This window comes from Ancylobacter sp. FA202, assembly GCF_000380205.1.
GTDB lineage: Bacteria > Pseudomonadota > Alphaproteobacteria > Rhizobiales > Xanthobacteraceae > Ancylobacter.
On record NZ_KB904818.1, the window covers coordinates 1,613,321 to 1,630,376 of the forward strand.

13 protein-coding genes are annotated in these 17,056 nt (G+C 67.4%); 1 reads left to right on the top strand and 12 read right to left on the bottom strand.

The window, feature by feature from the left end; all coding sequences use genetic code 11:
• Positions 1–32 precede the first annotated feature (32 nt).
• The 5 genes from urtE to A3M1_RS24985 form a co-directional block, all read right to left on the bottom strand.
• The gene (gene urtE, locus A3M1_RS0107355; protein WP_018388312.1) at positions 33–731 is read right to left on the bottom strand and encodes an urea ABC transporter ATP-binding subunit UrtE; all 699 of its coding nucleotides are present in this window, start codon (positions 729–731) and stop codon (positions 33–35) included.
• On the bottom strand, positions 728–1,456 hold the full coding sequence (gene urtD / locus A3M1_RS0107360; RefSeq protein WP_018388313.1) for an urea ABC transporter ATP-binding protein UrtD: 729 nt from the start codon (positions 1,454–1,456) through the stop codon (positions 728–730). The genes urtE and urtD overlap by 4 nt, the downstream gene beginning before the upstream one ends.
• Positions 1,453–2,559 carry an urea ABC transporter permease subunit UrtC gene (gene urtC / locus A3M1_RS0107365; RefSeq protein ID WP_018388314.1) on the bottom strand — a complete coding sequence of 369 codons (1,107 nt, stop codon included), beginning with the start codon at positions 2,557–2,559 and terminating at the stop codon, positions 1,453–1,455. The genes urtD and urtC overlap by 4 nt, the downstream gene beginning before the upstream one ends.
• Positions 2,556–4,172 carry an urea ABC transporter permease subunit UrtB gene (gene urtB / locus A3M1_RS0107370; protein ID WP_018388315.1) on the bottom strand — a complete coding sequence of 539 codons (1,617 nt, stop codon included), beginning with the start codon at positions 4,170–4,172 and terminating at the stop codon, positions 2,556–2,558. Before urtB ends, urtC begins: the two co-directional genes overlap by 4 nt.
• A 234-nt stretch (positions 4,173–4,406) precedes the next feature.
• Complete coding sequence (locus A3M1_RS24985) at positions 4,407–5,660, bottom strand: transporter substrate-binding protein (RefSeq protein ID WP_018388316.1); 1,254 nt, start codon at positions 5,658–5,660, stop codon at positions 4,407–4,409.
• A 440-nt stretch (positions 5,661–6,100) separates the two neighbouring features.
• On the opposite strand from A3M1_RS24985, the gene A3M1_RS0107380 reads away from it, so the two are divergent.
• On the top strand, positions 6,101–6,466 hold the full coding sequence (locus A3M1_RS0107380; protein WP_018388317.1) for a transposase: 366 nt from the start codon (positions 6,101–6,103) through the stop codon (positions 6,464–6,466).
• Positions 6,467–6,482: 16 nt separating this feature from the next.
• Here A3M1_RS0107380 and A3M1_RS0107385 read toward each other — a convergent pair whose 3' ends face one another.
• The 7 genes from A3M1_RS0107385 to A3M1_RS0107415 all read right to left on the bottom strand — a co-directional run bounded on the left by A3M1_RS0107385 (position 6,483) and on the right by A3M1_RS0107415 (position 16,810).
• Complete coding sequence (locus A3M1_RS0107385) at positions 6,483–8,213, bottom strand: ABC transporter permease subunit (protein WP_018388318.1); 1,731 nt, start codon at positions 8,211–8,213, stop codon at positions 6,483–6,485.
• On the bottom strand, positions 8,206–9,297 hold the full coding sequence (locus A3M1_RS0107390; RefSeq protein WP_018388319.1) for an ABC transporter ATP-binding protein: 1,092 nt from the start codon (positions 9,295–9,297) through the stop codon (positions 8,206–8,208). The genes A3M1_RS0107385 and A3M1_RS0107390 overlap by 8 nt, the downstream gene beginning before the upstream one ends.
• 37 nt (positions 9,298–9,334) lie before the next feature.
• Entirely contained in the window at positions 9,335–10,438 is a 1,104-nt protein-coding gene (locus tag A3M1_RS0107395) for an ABC transporter substrate-binding protein (protein WP_018388320.1), read from the bottom strand.
• Positions 10,439–10,758: 320 nt separating this feature from the next.
• Complete coding sequence (locus A3M1_RS0107400) at positions 10,759–12,828, bottom strand: sigma-54-dependent Fis family transcriptional regulator (RefSeq protein ID WP_018388321.1); 2,070 nt, start codon at positions 12,826–12,828, stop codon at positions 10,759–10,761.
• Between the two features lie 121 nt (positions 12,829–12,949).
• Positions 12,950–14,218, bottom strand: coding sequence for a D-arabinono-1,4-lactone oxidase (locus A3M1_RS0107405; protein ID WP_018388322.1), 1,269 nt, complete (start codon positions 14,216–14,218; stop codon positions 12,950–12,952).
• 19 nt (positions 14,219–14,237) lie between these two features.
• Positions 14,238–15,362 carry an LLM class flavin-dependent oxidoreductase gene (locus tag A3M1_RS0107410; protein ID WP_018388323.1) on the bottom strand — a complete coding sequence of 375 codons (1,125 nt, stop codon included), beginning with the start codon at positions 15,360–15,362 and terminating at the stop codon, positions 14,238–14,240.
• A gap of 173 nt (positions 15,363–15,535) precedes the next feature.
• Positions 15,536–16,810: an FAD-binding oxidoreductase gene (locus tag A3M1_RS0107415; protein WP_018388324.1), complete on the bottom strand. Its 1,275-nt coding sequence runs from the start codon at positions 16,808–16,810 to the stop codon at positions 15,536–15,538.
• Positions 16,811–17,056 lie beyond the last annotated feature (246 nt).

Below are 17,056 nucleotides of genomic sequence, written 5' to 3' on the forward strand. Positions count from 1 at the left end.
GGAAGCTCCTGGGAATCGGCTGGGATAGGGGTTCAGACGGCGATGAAGCGGGAGAGGTGGTCGCGCGTCATCGTCTCGGCACGGCCGGCCTCGACCACCGTGCCGCGCGAGAGGATGATGAAAGCGTCGGCGGTGTCGATGGCGAAGTCGAGATATTGCTCGACCAGCAGGATCGACAGCCGCCCCTTCAGCGCCCGCAGTACCTCGCCGATCAGGGCGACGATGTTGGGCTGGATGCCTTCCGTCGGCTCGTCGAGGATCAGCAGCCGGGGCTGGGTGACGAGCGCGCGGGCCAGCGCCAGCTGCTGCTGCTGCCCGCCCGAAAGCGCGCCGCCGGGCCGCTTCCACATCTCGCGCAGCACCGGGAACAGCTCGACCGCCTCGTCCATCGCCGGCGTGCCATAGGTGCCGTGCGCGCGGGCGGCGGCCTCGACATTCTCGCCCACCGTCAGTTCGGAGAAGATCTCGCGCCCCTGCGGCACATAGGCGAGGCCGGCGCGGGAGCGCCGGTGCGGCGACCAGCCGGAAGCATCGGCCCCGTCAATCATCACCCGCCCCCCGCTCGGGGCCAGCAGACCCATCAGGCATTTGAGCAGCGTCGACTTCCCCGCCCCGTTGCGGCCGAGCACGGCGAGGCATTCGCCCGGCGCGATCTCGAAGCCAATGTGGCGCAGCACCTGCGCCGAGCCGTAATGCTGATCGAGGCCTTCCACGGCAAACTGCATGCTCATCGCCCCAAATAGACCTCGACCACCGCCGCGTCGGCGCGAACATGGGCCATCGAGCCCTCGAACAGTGTGCGGCCTTCATGCAGCACCGTGACGCGATCGGCGATGCGCTCGACGAAGTCCATGTCGTGCTCGACCACCACAATGGCGCGGTCCGGCCGCTTGAGCGCACGCACCAGCGCCGCCGTGCGCTCGGTTTCCTCATCGGTGAGGCCGGCAACGGGCTCGTCCAGCATCAGCACCTTGGGGTCGGAGGCCAGCACCATGCCGATCTCAAGCCATTGCTTCTGGCCATGGCTGAGTTCGCCGGCGAGGCGGTGGGACTGGTCAACGAGACCCACCGTCTCCAGCACCTCGCCAATGCGGTCCTCCAGCGCGGGGGCGTCGAGCCGGGCGCGGAAGCCGACATCGGCGCCGATGGCGATATGCTGACGCACGCTCAACCCCTCGAAAACGCTCGGCTTTTGGAACTTACGCCGCAGGCCGGCGCGGGCGATGGCGGCTTCGCTGAGGCCCGTGAGATCAATGGCGCCATCGAACAGCACCCGCCCCTGCTTCGGCCGGGTGATGCCGGAGATGACGTCGAGCAGCGTGGTCTTGCCGGCACCGTTCGGGCCGATGATGGCGCGCACCTCGCCATAATCGATCGCGAGCGAGAGGTCGTCGAGGGCGCGGAAGCTGCCGAAGCGGACGGTGAGGCCGTCGACCAGAAGCGCGGTCAGGCTCATGGCCGCGCCTCGCCCATGTCGGCGGCCAGGCGCTTCGCCCCCATCGGGCGCACCAGCTTGAATTTCGCGAGGTCCATCAAGCCGTTGGGGAAGACCAGCACCACCAGCACGATCAGCCCGGAGAGGATGAACGGCCAGATCTCAGGCGCGGCGAAGGACAGCCAGAACTTCACCGCATTGACCAGCAGCGCGCCGATCACCGCCCCCACCAGATGGCCGCGCCCGCCGATCGCCACCCACACCGCGATTTCCAGCGACAATTCGGGCGAGAGCACGCGCGGATTGATGATGCCAACCTGCGGCACATAGAGCATGCCCGCCAGCATGGCGATGAGAGCGGAGAGGCACCAGACGATGAGCTTGAGCCGCAGCGTCTCGTAACCCATTGTTCGCAAGCGCGTTTCGTCGTCGCGCGTCGCCAGCATCAGCGCGCCGAAACGGCTCCTCACCAGCCAGTTGCAGCCGGCCAATACCCCCGCCAGCACCAGCAGCGAGGCGACGGCCAGGGCGGTGATCATGCCTGACGTGCCCATTGGCCAGCCGAACAGGACCGTGAATCCGGTCATGCCATTATTGCCGCCGAAGCCGGTGTCGTTGCGGAACATCAGCAGCATGGCGACATAGACCAGCGCCTGGGTGATGATGGCGAAATACACGCCGCCGACCCGCGAGCGGAAGGAGACGTAGCCGAAAAGCCCGGAGATCAGCGTGGTTATCACCACGGCGGCGGCCAGTGCATAGGGGAAGAACTCGAATCCGTCCCAATAAAACGGGAACTCCTTCCAGCCCATGAACTGCAGGAAATCCGGCACCGTACCGGTGATTTCAAAGGAATGCTTGAGCAGATACATCGCCATGAGGTAGCCACCGAGTGCGAAGAACAGCCCGTGGCCGAGCGACAAGATGCCGAGATAGCCCCAGATCAGGTCGAGCGAAATCGCCAGAACGGCGAAGGCGGCGAGCTGGCCGATGGCGTTGGCGAGGTAGCGCGACAGCGCGAACTCGGTTCCGGCCAGTCCCGCCATGAGCAGAGCGGCGAGGACGATGAGTGCAATGAGGTGGACGATCGGTGCAGTGTGGGTAATCCGGCCGAAGCGGTTCATTTGCGGCGCCCCTTCACGGCGAACAGGCCCTCGGGCCGCCATTGCAGGAAGGCGATGATCATCAACAGCACGATCACCTTCGCCGCCACCGCGCCCCAGAGCGGCTCGATCAGCACATTGATCTGGCCGATGCCCAAGGCGGCCACCACCGTGCCGGCAATGGTGCCGACCCCGCCGAGCACCACCACCATGAAGGCGTCGATGATGAAGTTCTGGCCCATTTGCGGGTTCACCGAATAGATCGGCGACAGCGCCAGCCCGGCCAGCCCGGCCAGCCCAGAGCCGAGGCCGAACGCCATCATGTCCACCCGCCGTGTCGGGATGCCGATGCAGGCGGCCATGTCGCGATTCTGCGTCACCGCGCGGATGTTGAGCCCGAACGGGGTGCGCCGCACCAGCCCCCAGGTCAGCGCCAGCGTCACCACGGCGAAGGCAATGGCGAACATGCGGTTCCAGGTGAAGATGAAGTCGCCGATAACAGGCACGCCGCCGGTGACATAGAACGGCGTCTCGAACTGCAGATTCTGGGTGCCGAACACCACGCGCACCAGGTTCATCAGAAACAGGCTCACCGCCCAGGTGGCGAGCAGGCTCATCAGCGGGCGCTTGTAGAGGTGGCGCAACAGGCTCGCTTCCAGCGCGATGCCGATGGCGGCGGTCACAACGAAGGCGATGGGGATGGCGAGCACCAGATACCAGTCGAGCAGCGAGGGGGCGACGACGCGCAGCCCCTGCTGCACCAGCCAGGTGACATAGGCGCCGATCATGATCAGCTCGCCCTGGGCGAGATTGATGACGCCCATCAGCCCGAAGATGATGGCCAGCCCGATCGCCGCCATGAACAGGATGGAGGCGAAGCTCAGCCCGTTATAGGCCGTCGCCAGCACGTCGCCGACGGCGATGCCGCGCCCGATGCGTGCGGTGGCCTCATCCACCGCCGCGCGGAATTCCGGGCTGGCGGCATAGGCGGGATCGGCGGTGAGGGCGGAAACCTGCGTCAGCGCGCGCCGGCTCGGATTGTCGGCGATGCGCGCCAGCGCCCTTATGCGGGCAGCCGGGTCGGCGGCAGTGAGCGCGGCGGTCTGGGCGAGGGTCTCGATGTCAGCCTTCAGCCCGGCATCGGGCTCCGAGGCGGCGGCGGCGTCGAGCAGCCCTTCCGGAATCAGCGCCGGGCGGCGCTCCAGCGTCTTCAGCGCCGCCGCGCGCTGGGCGGCTTCGGGGGCCGCGCGCAGGGCCAGCGCCGCGTCGACCTGTTCATAGGTGGCACGGTTCTTCAGGCTGAGAACCGGGGTGCGCGGCTCCCCCGCCGCCGCGCGCGGGGCGCGGGTGACAGCATCGAGACCGCTCTCGGTCAGCACCGCGCCGGCGTCGTCGCAGGCGAGCTTGCGGTCGATCACCGCGCGGGCGAGCGGCACGGCGAAGGCGCGGTCGGCCGCATCGCCGGACATGGCGAGGCCGGTGAGCACGGCAGCCGCCTCGCCCATCGCGCCGGCATTGCCGCACAGATTGGCGATGAGGCCGGCGCGGTCGAGCCCCTGCGCCCGCGCCGTGGGGGCGGCCAACAGCGCGGCCAGCAAGCCAGCAACAACGACGGTGAGACGTGTCAGATTCATCGGGCACTCAAGGCGGCACAGGGCGGTGGAAGGCCATGCGCGGCGGGTGAAAGAGGAGTGGCGGTCGTGGGGCTAAGAAGACCGTCATGCCCGGGCTTGGCCCGGGCATCCACGTTTTGCGGCAAAGAGAAGTCGTGGATCCCCGGGTCAAGCCCGGGGATGACGTGGTGACAACAGGCCGGCGATGACGGGGCGGCGGATTACGGAACGCCGCGCCGTCATCAGCCCGCCCGCTCAGCCATAGGGGCTGAAGGGCACGGGCTTGGGCGTATCCTTGGACTGCCAGAGAATGTCGAAGCCCTGTTTGTCGTTGACCGAGCCGATGAACACGCCGCGGGCGACATAGTTGTTTTCGCCGGTCATCGAGATCTTGTAACCCGACGGGCAATCGAAGGTGAGGCCGGCAAAGGCCTTGGACACTTCCGGCACGTCGAAGGAACCGGCCTTCGCCGCCGCCATCGCCCACAGATGCACCGAGTCATAGGCCGACACCATCGGGTCGATCGACACCGTGCCGGAGAACGGCACGTTCTTGGCCTTCACATAGGCGGCCCAGTTCTTCAGGAACGCCTCGTTTGCCGGGCCCTTGGCGTTCTGCAGATAGGCCCAGCAATTGAGGTGGCCGACCAGCTTGGCGGTGTCGAGGCCTTCAAGGTCGGCCTCCACCATGTCGAGGCCGAGCACCGGAATATCGGTGGCGAGAATGCCCTGATTGGCGAATTCGCGCATGAAATCCGGGATCGAATTGCCGACCACGGTGAGGATGACCACTGGCTGGCCGCCGCCCTCGTCGGCGAAGGCGCGGATCTGGTTAACCAGGGTCTGGAAGTTGGTGAAGCCGAAGGGGACATACTCCTCCTTCCAGGCGCTCTCCTTGATGCCCTTGGATTTGAAGTAGCCCTTGAGCTGCTTGTTGATGGTGCGCGGCCACACATAGTCCGAGCCGAGCATGAAGAAGCGCTTGGCCGAGACGCCTTCCTCGCCCATCAGATAATCCACCGCCGGCAGCACCGAGCTGGCCGGGGGCGAGTTCACATAGACGACGTTCTTCGAGTTCTCGTCGCCCTCGAAATGCAGGGGGTAGTACAGCAGGCCGTTCTCCTGCTCGACGACCGGCAGCACGGTCTTGCGCGACACCGAGGTCCAGCAGCCGAACAAAGCGGAGACCTTCTCCTGCTGCAGCATCTGCTTGGCGGACTGGGCATAGAGCGGCCAGTCGGAGGCGGGATCGGAAACCAGCACGTCGATGGTGCGCCCGTTCACGCCGCCCTTGGCGTTGATCTCGTCGGCGGCCATCTTGACCACATAGTTCAGCCGGCCTTCGAGATTGGCCATGGTGCCGGAGGAGGAGAACAGGCAGCCGAGCTTGACCGGGCCGGACTGCGCCTGCGCGTTGCGCAGGAAGGCGGGGGCACTGAGCGGGGAGGCCAGCCCGACGGCGGCAAGGCCGCTGGCCTGGAGGAGAGAACGCCGCGTGATATTGACCATGGACCACACCTCAACGGTTCGGAAGGTGGGCGGATTGTGTTGAGGCCGGGCGCGGGCGCAACTTCATATAATGTTCAGCCCTGCCCAAAGCGGCGCCAGAGCACGGCCCTGACGCGGCTTTCTGGCAGGATTGCCAGAAATACCGCGCACCAGTGGAGCCGGGGCCCGGCGGACGCCGCGCGGGACCGAACGGGCCGGCGCCCCGGGCGGGCTTGGCGGGCGGGCTTGGCGGGCGGGCGCGGCAAGGTGCGGCGCCGGCCCGGCGGAGACGCTCAAGAAAGTGCATTCACCTCGGCGGGTCGTGGGTCTATAGTGCTGCTCACGAGAAGCGCACGCTGAAATTATGTGCGCCAACTGACGCGGGCCGCAGGGGCGGGGGGTCCGGCGCGCGTCAGCTGATCGCGACGATCTATCCGTGTCCGAACCCTGAGGACGAGCCGATGCGACGTTCGCAGTTCACCGACAACGAGATCCTCCACCTCATCCGCGAGGCCGATGCCGGCGTGTCGATCCCCGAGATCTGCCGCACCGCGCAGGTGTCGCTGCGCACCTTCTACCGCTGGCGGCGGCGCTTCGGCGGGCTGGACCAGGCGGCGGTGGCGCAGATGAAGGAATTGCAGGCGGAGAACCGCCGGCTGAAATCGCTGCTGGCCGGCCTGTCGCGCCAGCAGCGCCCCGCCGCCGGCGGCGAGGCCGGCTATCCCGGAGACGCGCGCCTGCAGCCGGCCCGCGCCTCGGCACTGGCGGCGGAGCGCTGCGGCGGCGCCGTGGTCGGCCGCTTCGCCTCGGTGCGGGTAACGCGCTGAACGCGCCGCATCCGCGCTAGCCCTCGCGACCGCGCGCCTTCGCGTGGAAGATAAGCCGGTTGCACACCAGGATCGCCAGCAGCGAGCCGACGCCCACTAAGGTGAAGATGGCGTTGACCGAGGGGGTGAAGCCGAAGCGCATCTGGTTCCACACCCAGATCGGCAGGGTGGGCGAGGTGCCGGCGAGAAACAGCGTCACCATCACATCGTCGGCCGACAGAGTGAAGCCGAGCAGCGCCCCGCCGATGATCGCGCCCCTGATCGAGGGGAACAGCACATGGACGAAGCTCTGCCAGTGATTGGCGCCCGAATCCATCGAGGCTTCCAGGAGCGCCCCGTCCAGCCGGCGCAGCCGGGCGAGGATGATCATCAGCATCACAGGCATGACGAAGCTCGCCTGGCCGATGACGATGCGCCCGACGCCGGAGGGAATCTGCGCCAGCTGCGTCGCCAGCACCATGACGATGCCGAGCACCACGCCGGGAATCGCCACCGGCACCGCCAGCGCGAACTCGAAGAAGCGCGCCCGCCGCACCCTTCCATAATGCAGCGCGAAGGCGAAGCCGGTCGCCGCCACGCCCGAGACCAGCACGACAAGGAAGCCGACCATGAGGCTGCGCCGCACCGCCTCCAGCATCGGCTGGTTGCCCGCCAGCTCGGCATACCAGCGCAGCGTCGCCCCGCTGAGCGGAAAGGCCTGCACGGTGGAATCGTTGAACGACATCAGCACCATGATGGCGAGCGGGGCATAGAGGAAGAGATAGGGCAGCGCGAACAGCATCCTTCCCCCCGCCCGCCGCAGGCGCTGGCCGGAGGTGAGCCGGCGCGACGCCACCGGGGGACGGGCGCCCTCGTCGCCGGTCAGCACGCCGCGCGTCTGCCCCGCCCACAGCACCAGCGCCAGGATGAGGCCGACGCTGAGCATCAGGCACACCGCGATCGCCGCGCCATAGGGCCAGTTATTGGCGATGCCGAACTGCGAGGCGATCACCATGCCGATCATGGTGCCATCAATGCCGCCGACCATGGAGGGGGTGACGTAGTCGCCGACCGTCATCAGGAAGGCGAGCGAAAAGCCGATGGCGACGCTGGGCCGCGAGAGCGGCCACACCACATGGCGGAAGGTCTGCCAGGCGGAGGCGCCGCTGTCCTGCGAGGCCTCGATCAGCGCGTGCGGAATCTTCTCCAGCGCGGTGAAGATGGCGATGAAGCAGAACGGGATCGAGATGTAGGTGTAGGTGAGCAGCACCGAGAAGCCGGTATAGAGAAACGCCTCGCTCGGCTGGTCGAGCAGGCCGCTGCCGACCAGCGCCGAGTTCAATATGCCGTTCTGGCCCAGAATCATCCGCCAGGCGAAGACCCGCATCAACAGGCTGATCCACAGCGGGATGATGACCAGCAGCACCAGCACCGAGCGGTTCTTCTGCACCACGCGGGCGGCGTAATAAGCCATGGGATAGGCGATGAGGCAGCCGAGGGCGGCCGCGCCGAAGCTGGTGGCCAGGGTCTTCACCAGCAGGAACTGGAAGCTCGCCGACTTCCAAAGCCTCAGATAGCTGGCAAAGGAAGGGTCGAAGACGATGAAGCCGTTGGAGGTGCGCAGGAAGCTGGTGCCGATCAGCAGCAGGTTCGGCACCAGCACGAGGGCGATGAACCAGGCATAGACCGGCCAGCCGAGCACGCTGATCCGGTGGAAGCGCACGGGGCGGGCGGGGGCAAGCGACATGTCGGAGGCGAGATCAGCCATGGAACACCGTTGCCTGGCCGGGGTCGAACATCACCCGCACCGGGCGGCCGGGACGATAGCCCTCGCCGCCCAGAGTGGGCACGGCGGCGATGATGTTGTGGTCGCCGCAGCGCACATTCACCTCCAGCGCATTGCCGAGGAACAGCACGTCCTCGACCACGCCCTCGATGGCGCAGGCCTCGTCGGCGGGATGGCCCGCGGGGGTGCCGGCATCGGCGAGCCGCACGCATTCAAACCGGATCGCCATCCGCGCCGGGCCGGAGCGCGGCACCATTACCCCCTTCAGCGCCCGCCCGCCGAGCAGGGCGGTGAGGCTGCCCTCATGCGGCGCCGCCTCGATCGGCAGCAAATTGGAACGGCCGACGAACTGGGCGACGAATTCGGAGGCCGGGTCGAAATAGATCTCGCGCGGCGTGCCGAGCTGGGCAATGCGCCCCTCGCTCATCACAGCCACCCGGTCGGACATGGACAGCGCCTCGCCCTGGTCGTGGGTGACATAGACAAAGGCGATGCCGAGCTCGCGCTGCAGAGAAACCAGCATGTGCTGCATCTGCTGGCGCAGGCGCAGGTCGAGCGCGCCCAGCGGCTCGTCGAGCAGCAGCACGCGCGGACGGCAGACAATGGCGCGGGCCAGCGCCACCCGCTGGCGCTGGCCGCCGGAGAGCTGGTGCGGCAGCCGGGTAGTGAAATCGCCCATGCTGACGAGGGCAAGGCAGTCGCGCGCCTTGGCAAGGCGCTCGGCCTTTCGCGCCCCGGCCATGCGCAGGGGATAGGCGACGTTTTCCAGCACGCTCATATGCGGGAACAGCGCATAGGACTGGAACACGGTGCGCACATCGCGCCGGAAGGGCGGCACATCGGTGATGTCGGCCCCGTCCATCAGCACGCGCCCGATATCGGGGCGCTCAAAGCCGGCGATCATGCGCAGCAGCGTGGTTTTTCCCGAGCCGCTCGGCCCGAGGATGGAGAAGAACTCGCCCGGCGCCACGGTGAAGGAAATCCGGTCGAGCGCCGGCCGGGCCGCCCCGTCATAGGTCTTGTCGATGCCGGCGAGCGTCAGGATCGCCTGCGAAGTCTTCGCCATCTCTCGTGCTCCGCGTTGCGGGGTCAGCAGGTGCGCGTCAGAGCGTGCCGGCCTTGAAGTCGTTCCAGATCTGCAGCCGCCGCTCGAAATCTTCCGGCTTCTGCAGGATGACCAGCTTTTCCCAGAAATCGCCGGCCTGCGAATCGGGAATGTTGGTGCGCTTGAGCGTCGCTTCGCTCACGCCGCCGGCCTTGGCCTCGCTGAGATCCAGCACGCCATTATTGGTCGAGGCCTCGATGAAGCGCGCCTGCCACTTGGTGGAGAGATTGTCGTTGATGAACTTGTAGACGATGTCGCGGTCGCCCTTCTTCGAGACGCCGGTGCAGTCGATCCAGGTGGGCGTGCCTTCCTTCGGCAGCGCATAGGCGAAGTTCTTGCCCTTGTCCTGCAGCGAGGTGACGACCGCGATGTTCTGGCAATAGCCGAGCAGCGCCTCGCCGGCGGCATAGATGGTGACGGCATCGTCGAAGCCGCGGGCGATGGTGCGGATCTGCGGCCGCAGCGTGCGCAGCGCCTCCTCGCAGGCGGCGAAATCGGCGTCGGTCAGGTTGAACGGGTCCTTGGCGCCAACCGCGAGCGCGATCATCGGAAAGCAGATGGTGCAATCGTCGAAGATGTTGACCTTGCCGCGATATTTCGGGTCCCACAGCGCCTTCCAGCTGTCCGGCGCGGGCATGGCGTCGGCATTGTACATCAGCGGCTGGGTGCCCCAGTTGTAGGGCACGGCGACCACCTCGCCGCCGACATCGGTGTATTTCTTCCAGTCGAGATTGGGGGTGATGTTCTTGATGTTCGGCACCTTGGCGGTGTCGAACGGCACGATCAGCCCGGCTTCCTTGAAGCGCGGCAGTGAGCCGGTTTCGATATACATCACGTCCGGCTGCACCGCGCCGGAGAAGGGCTGCGAGAACAGCTCGTCGACCGAGCCGATGACGACCGGCTTCACCTCGACGCCATTGGCCTCGCCCCATTCCTTGCACCAGGCGGGGTCGTGATAGGTCTCCCAGGTCAGCAGCACGATCGGCTCCTGCGCATAGGCCCGGCTGAGAACGCCGGGGGCGGCGAGCGTGGCGGCGGCCGCGCCCATGCCCTTCAGGACGCCGCGCCGCGAGGGCGCCCAATCTCCAGTATGGAAGGTCATTTTTTTCCCCTGTGTTCGGCCTTTCCGGCCGACACCCGGTTCGGCAACTCTCGTGCCATCCGGATTTGTCCCGATATTGAAAGATGATTTCAACACTTCTTGTGGTCTTTGACGGATGATTTGAAGCTTAAATCAGGCGTCCTCGCGCGTGTTGCTGGCTTTTCGGGACGAAATACCACTCACTCGTGCGACAGTGTCGCATCGCGGCGCAGCCGTGAGACAGGATCGCGCGACGGCGACGCTGTTTCAAGGATGAGCCGGCCGCTGTCGCAGAGGCGCGACAGAGGGGGCGCGACAGCGGGCGCGCGAGCGGGGGAGGTTCAGGGGGTGATGCGGTAGCGCTGCAGCTTGCGGTACAGGGTGGCGCGGCTCAGCTGCAGCGCGCTTGCGGCCGCCTTCACATTGCCGCCGCAGCGCGCCAGCGTGGCGACGATGGCCTCGCGCTCGGCGCTGGCAATGGCGTGGCGGGCGCTGCCGGCCTCGGCCGCTTCCACCTCGGCGGGGCCCCCCTCCCGGCCGCCCTCCCCTGCCCCGCCCGGCAGCCCGAAGGCGGCCGTCGCCGGCAGCACCGGGCGCGCGGCAAGGCCCGCAGCCGGGAAGGCCGGGCGGATGGCGATGTCGTCGGGGCCGAGCACCGTGCCCTCGCACAGATGGACGGCGCGGTTGAGCGCGTGGCGCAGCTCGCGCACATTGCCCGGCCAGTCATGCGCCATGAGCAGGGCAAGCGCATCCGGCGACAGTGCGAGCCCGCGCCCGGCATCGAGGCTGGCCAGCACCTGTTCGATCAGCGCCCGCCGGTCGCTACGCGCGCGCAAGGCGGGAATGTCGATCACCGCGCCGGCGAGCCGGTAATACAGGTCCTGGCGAAACTGGCCGCGCGCGACCCGCGCTTCGAGGTTCTGGTTGGTGGCGGCGATCACCTGCAAATCGACCCGGCGCGGCTTGCCCGTGCCCAGCGGCGTGACCTCGCCGGATTCGAGCACATGCAGCAGCCTTGTCTGCTGGCTCACCGGCATGTCGCCGATCTCGTCGAGGAACAGCGTGCCGCCATCGGCCTCCACCAGCCGGCCGGGGCTGCCCTCGCGCCGGGCGCCGGTGAAGGCGCCGCTGCCATAGCCGAACAATTCGCTGTCGATCAGCGTGTCCGGCACGGAAGCGCAGTTGAAGGCGACGAAGGGCGCGGCCCGGCGCGGGCTTTCCTCATGGATGGCGCGGGCGAAGGCGTCCTTGCCGACCCCGGTTTCGCCGAGCAGCAGGATCGGCAGCGAGCCGCCGAGCACCCGCCGCACGAGGCGCACATTGGCCGCCATGCGGGCATCGCCGCCGGCGCAGTCGTCGAGGGTGAGCACGCGCGGCGCCGCGCGGGGTGGCAGCGCCGCCGGCGCCGGGCGCGGGCGGGCCTCGCCGGCCGGCGGGGCGACGTCCGGGGCGGCGGTGAAGCGCGGGCCGGCGCCGGCCGTCGTCGCCGCCGGTTCCAGCGGCCCGCTGAGCGAGACCGAGATGGCATCGCCGCCCTTCTGCAGATGCAGCGTCAGCTCGGTGCCGCCGAGCCGGGACAGGTCGGCCAGGCGGTGGTCGCGCTCGAACACCGCCCACAGGCTGCGCACGCGGGCGAGCTGGATGCGGTCGCGCAGCATGTCGCGGGCGGCGTGGTTGAGGCCGACCAGCTGGAAATCGCCATCCACCGCGATCAGCCCGTGGTCGACGGCGCCGATGGCGAATTTCAGGATGAAGCAGCGGCGGAAGGCCTGGCGGAACATGCGCTCGCCGATGCGGTCGGCGAGGCTGGAGGACAGGCCGAGCACCACTTTCAGCGTCTCGCGCTGCAATTCGGGATTGCGGATCGAGATGTTGATGGCGCCGATCAGCTCGGCATCCGGGCCGAACAGCGGCGCGCTGGCGCAGGACAGGGCGGAGAATTCGTAGAAGAAATGGTCATTGGTGAGCACCCCCACCGGCCGGCGCTCGACCAGGCAGGTGCCGATGGCATTGGTGCCGGCGGAGGGCTCGGCCCAGGCGGTGCCGGGCCGCTCAACCTCGCTGTAATAGTCGGGGTGGTAGTTGGCGCGCTCGGTGATGATGTAGCCATCGACATTGCCGAGGCTGATCGAGAAGCCGGACACCGAGACCGCGCCGAACAGGGCGTCGATCTCCGGGCGGGCATAGTGGATCAGCTCATCATTGGCCTCGCATTGCCGCTTCAGCTCGGCATCGCTCACCGCCTCGATGCGGAACTTGGCGCCGGGATCGAAGCGGTAGCCATCCATACAGCGGCGCCAGGAGGCGGCCATGCTGTCGGCGGCGCGGGGCACCTGGAAATCGCCGGCGGCAGGCGCAAGCTGGTTGGCGCTCGTCACGATGCGCGCGACATGGCTGCGCAGATCCAGCATCGCGGTCTCCGGTTCCGCCCCAACGCTTAAATTGTGCGCAGCACAAAGTTTAATCGTCAACCCGCTTCCTCCTCGCTCGGCGCGGAAACGAAAAAGGGGCCAGCAGTGCCGGCCCCTTCGTTCAGGCGAACAGCATGCGCAGATGGTCGTTGAGGAACACCCCGTCGGGGTCCATCTCCCGGCGCAGGCGCTTGAAGGCGTCGTATTTCGGGTAGAGCCGCTCCAGCCGCTCCGGCGTCATGAAATGGTGCTTGCCCCAATGCGGACGCCCGTCATAGCGGTCGAGAATGGCATCGGCGTCGCGCAGCATGGCCCAGCTCGCCTCCTCCAGCGGGCCGGAAATGGACAGCGCATAGCCGTCGCGCTCGGAATAGGCGGAGAGATAGGTGTCGTCGCCCTTCACCGCCCGGCATTCGACGGGGTAGATGGCCTGCGGGTACTTCGTCTGGAACATGTGCCGCACTTCGGCGAAACACTCCTCGAAGCGGCCGAACGGCACGGCGTATTCGATCTCGCGGAAGTTGGGCACATAGTCGTTGGGGTAGATGATGGAGGAATGGTCGAACTCCTCCCCCGGCCCCAGCGTCGGCGCCGGCTCGGCCACCGGCACGGCGTTATAGGTCCGCATGTGGCAGAAATCGAAGTCGCGCGTCGTCTTCGAGGGCACAGCGCCGCCGGGCAGCTCATAGAGATCGGCCGATTCCTTGCGCGGCAGCCAGAAGAACCAGAAGGTGCGGTTGGCCTCCAAAAGCTCATGTAGGTTACTAAGGCAGTCCTCGGTGTCGGTGTTCCATGAGCGTTTGTGGATGTTGTAGGACGGCACCGCCTGCAGGGTGAGCGACACCACCAGGCCGAACATGCCGATGGAGGTGCGGAACGCCTTGAACAGCTCGCCATCGGCCGCCGAGAGGTCGCGCAGCTCGCCCTCCGCGGTAACGATGCGGGCGCTGACGAGGTGGGTGGAGAGGCAGGCCAGCGTCTTGCCGGCGCCATGGGTGCCAGTCATCATCGCGCCGATCACCGCCTGCCGGTCAATGTCGCCCTGGTTGTTGAGCGACATGCCGCGCTCGCGCAGGTATTTGGTCAGCGCGCTGATGCGCAGGCCCGGCCGCACCGTGACCTGCAGCTTCTCCTTGTCGACCGCGACCACCTGATTGAAGGCGTCGAAGTCGATATGCACCCCCGGGGTGGGCACGATGGCGGGGTTGGAATGGCCGGCACCGCTGGCGCGGACCGGCAGGCCGAGCCTGCGCGCCTCGCGCACGATGGCGCAGACCTCCTCCTCGCGGGTCGGACGGGCGGTGTAGCGCGGCACGAAATACTGCTCGCCAAACCAGTTCCACCAGAGCTTTCCGGGCTGCAGCAGCCCGGCCGTGTCGGCGCTCGACATCTTCGTTCTCTCCAGCGGTTCAGACGGCGATCGCCGGCAGGTTCTCGTCCAGTGCTTCTTCGCCCAGCGCCGCATTGACGATGGGCATCACCCGCCTGGCAAGCAGTTCCATCGAGCGGCGCATGGCGGGTTTGTCCTCCCATTCATGCGAGGTCATCATCAGCGTGCCGAACGGGCCGACCTCCTCGCGCAAGGCGAGGATCTTGCGCGCCACCGTTTCCGGGCTGCCATAGATGACGAAATGGTCGCGCACCATCTGCGGCGTGATGCTGGCGGGATCGGTGTCGCGGAAGGGGGCGAGCAGCGCCGCCGCGCCCATGCGCTGATACACCTGGAACATGTAGTCGTAGTACCAGTCATAGGCGCCGCCGGCCTTCTTCACCACGCGCTCGGCTTCCTCGTCGGTGTCGGCGACATGGATGGAGCGGGCGACGCGCCACTTGGTACCGTCCGGCGTCTTGCCGAGCTTGGCGAGTTCATCGCAATAGGTTTCCCAATGGGTCTTCACCACCCAGGAGGCGACGAAATTGGCCGAGATCGGCATGAAGTCGTTGCGCGCGGCGACGCGCATGGAGCCGGAATAGGGGCTCGACACCGACACCGCCAGCGGCGGGTGCGGCTTGGTTAGGGTCTTCGGCAGGATGCCGACGCCAAGGTCCGGCCAGTAGCTCTTGGAGAGCTTCACGTTCCAGAACCTGCCCTCGATGTCATAGGGCGGATCGGAGGCCCAGATCTTCTTCATGATGGCGATGGAATCGAGCATCATCGCGGTGCGATCCGCGTCCTCCATGCCGAACACCTCGAAATCCGAGCCGAGGCCGCCAGTGCCGATGCCCAGCAAGAGGCGGCCGGGCGCGAGATGGTCCAGCAGCGCGACATGCGAGGCGGCCATCACAGGATGATAGAGCGGCAGCGGCAGCACGCCGGTGCCGAGCTTGATGCGCTTGGTCTGCGGCGCCATATGCGCCAGGAACATCAGCGGCGAGGAAATCTGCTCGATCTCCGCCGAATAGTGCTCGCCGATCCACGCTTCCTCGAAGCCCAGCTCGTCCGCCAGCTTGAAGGCCTCGATATCCTCGGCCAGGGCAGTGGGATAATGCCTGTTGACCGAATGAAGCGGCATCATGAAGAAGGAAAGCAGCACGACGGTCTCCCTTGACTGCGACCGGCAACGTGCCGGCAAAGCACCCTTCGGCAAGGCCCGTGCCAGAGACTTAACCCTCTGATTTAACAATATTCTTCACGATGAGCCCGCCACCCCGGCGCCGGCCTGTCTCATTGCGGAGAAAGCCGGCGCGCGGCTGCGAATCCCCGCTCTCAGAACCGCGCGGCGGCGAAGGGGGCGAGGTCGAGGGCGGGCGGGCGCCCGGCGATGAGGTCGGCCACCGCCATGCCGGTGCGGGCGGCGGAGGCGAGGCCGACATGGCCATGGCCGAAGGCATAGACCACCTCCGCGCAGGCGCTGGCCCGGCCGATGACGGGCAGCGAATCCGGCATGCTCGGCCGGAAGCCCATCCAGCGCGACACCCGCGCTTCCGGATGATGCGGGGCGAGGCCGGGAAACAGCCGCCGGCCGAGGGTGAGCAGACGCGCCGCCCGCTTCCAGTCCGGCGGCGCCTCCAGCCCGGCGAACTCGACCGTGCCGGCCATGCGCAGCCCGGTCTCCATCGGCGTCGAGACGAATTTGGCGCTGGCGTCGAGGATCGGCCGCGCCGGCAGCGCCTCGGGATCGGCGATCAGCACGTGATAGCCGCGCTCGGTGTCGAGCGGCACGTTATCGCCGAGGCCGGCGGCGAGCGGGCGGGAATGGGCGCCGCAGGCCACCACCGCCGCCTGGGCGGGGACGAGGCCGGCATCGGTCTCTATGCCCCTGAGCCGCCCGCCCTCCACGGCGAAGCCGAGCGCGCGGGCTTGGATCAGGCGCCCGCCATCGCGCTGGAAGGCGTTGGCGACAGTCCGCACCAGCCGGTTGGGGTTGATCGTATGGCCGCACTGGCGGAACAGCACGCCGATCGTGTAGTCGCGGGAGATCGCCGGCTCGAACGCCCACAGCTCCGGCCCGCGCAGCACCTCGAACGGGATGTCGTTGGCGCGGCGCAGCTGGTAGCCCAGCGCGTCGCCGGCGAAATCGGCCTCGCTGCGATAGACGGCGAGGAAGCCCTCGCGCCGGATCAGCGCCTCATTGCCGGCATGGCGCACCAGCGGCAGCCAGGCGCTGAAGGAATCGTCGAGCAGCGGCTTCAGCGCCCGCGCCTGCGCCTGAACGCGCTCCCGCGTGCCCGACTTTACGAAGCGGGCGAGCCAGGGCGCCAGCGTGGGTAGATAGCGCCAGCGGATGGAGAGCGGCCCGAGCGGATCGAGGAGATAGCCGGGCACCTTCATCAGCGTGCCCGGCATCGACATCGGCACCACCGAGGAAGGCGCGAGCACGCCGGCATTGCCGAAGGAGGCGCCCTCGCCGATGCCGCCGCGCTCGACCAGCACCACGTCGTGCCCCTCGCGCAGGAGGAAGCTGGCGGTGGCGACACCGACCGCGCCGCCGCCGATGACGGCAATGGTGCGCGCGCTGCCGGGCTTCAGGTAAGATGTCATGGTTCAGGCCGCCTTGATGAACCGGCGCGGCATTCGCCGGGGGTGATGAAGCGCGCGCGGAAACCGCCCTGAGGCGGCCCGCGACGCGCGCTGACATCTACGCCGAGCCACGCAATGAAAAACGGATACGACAATGACTAGATAAAAGCTTGATGGTTTTAAGTATAGATGGAAAATAGACTTCGGTCTTTTCTCAAAGCTGAGACAGCAACGTCTCAGGCGTGAGAAAGTGCTGCGCGCGACCTT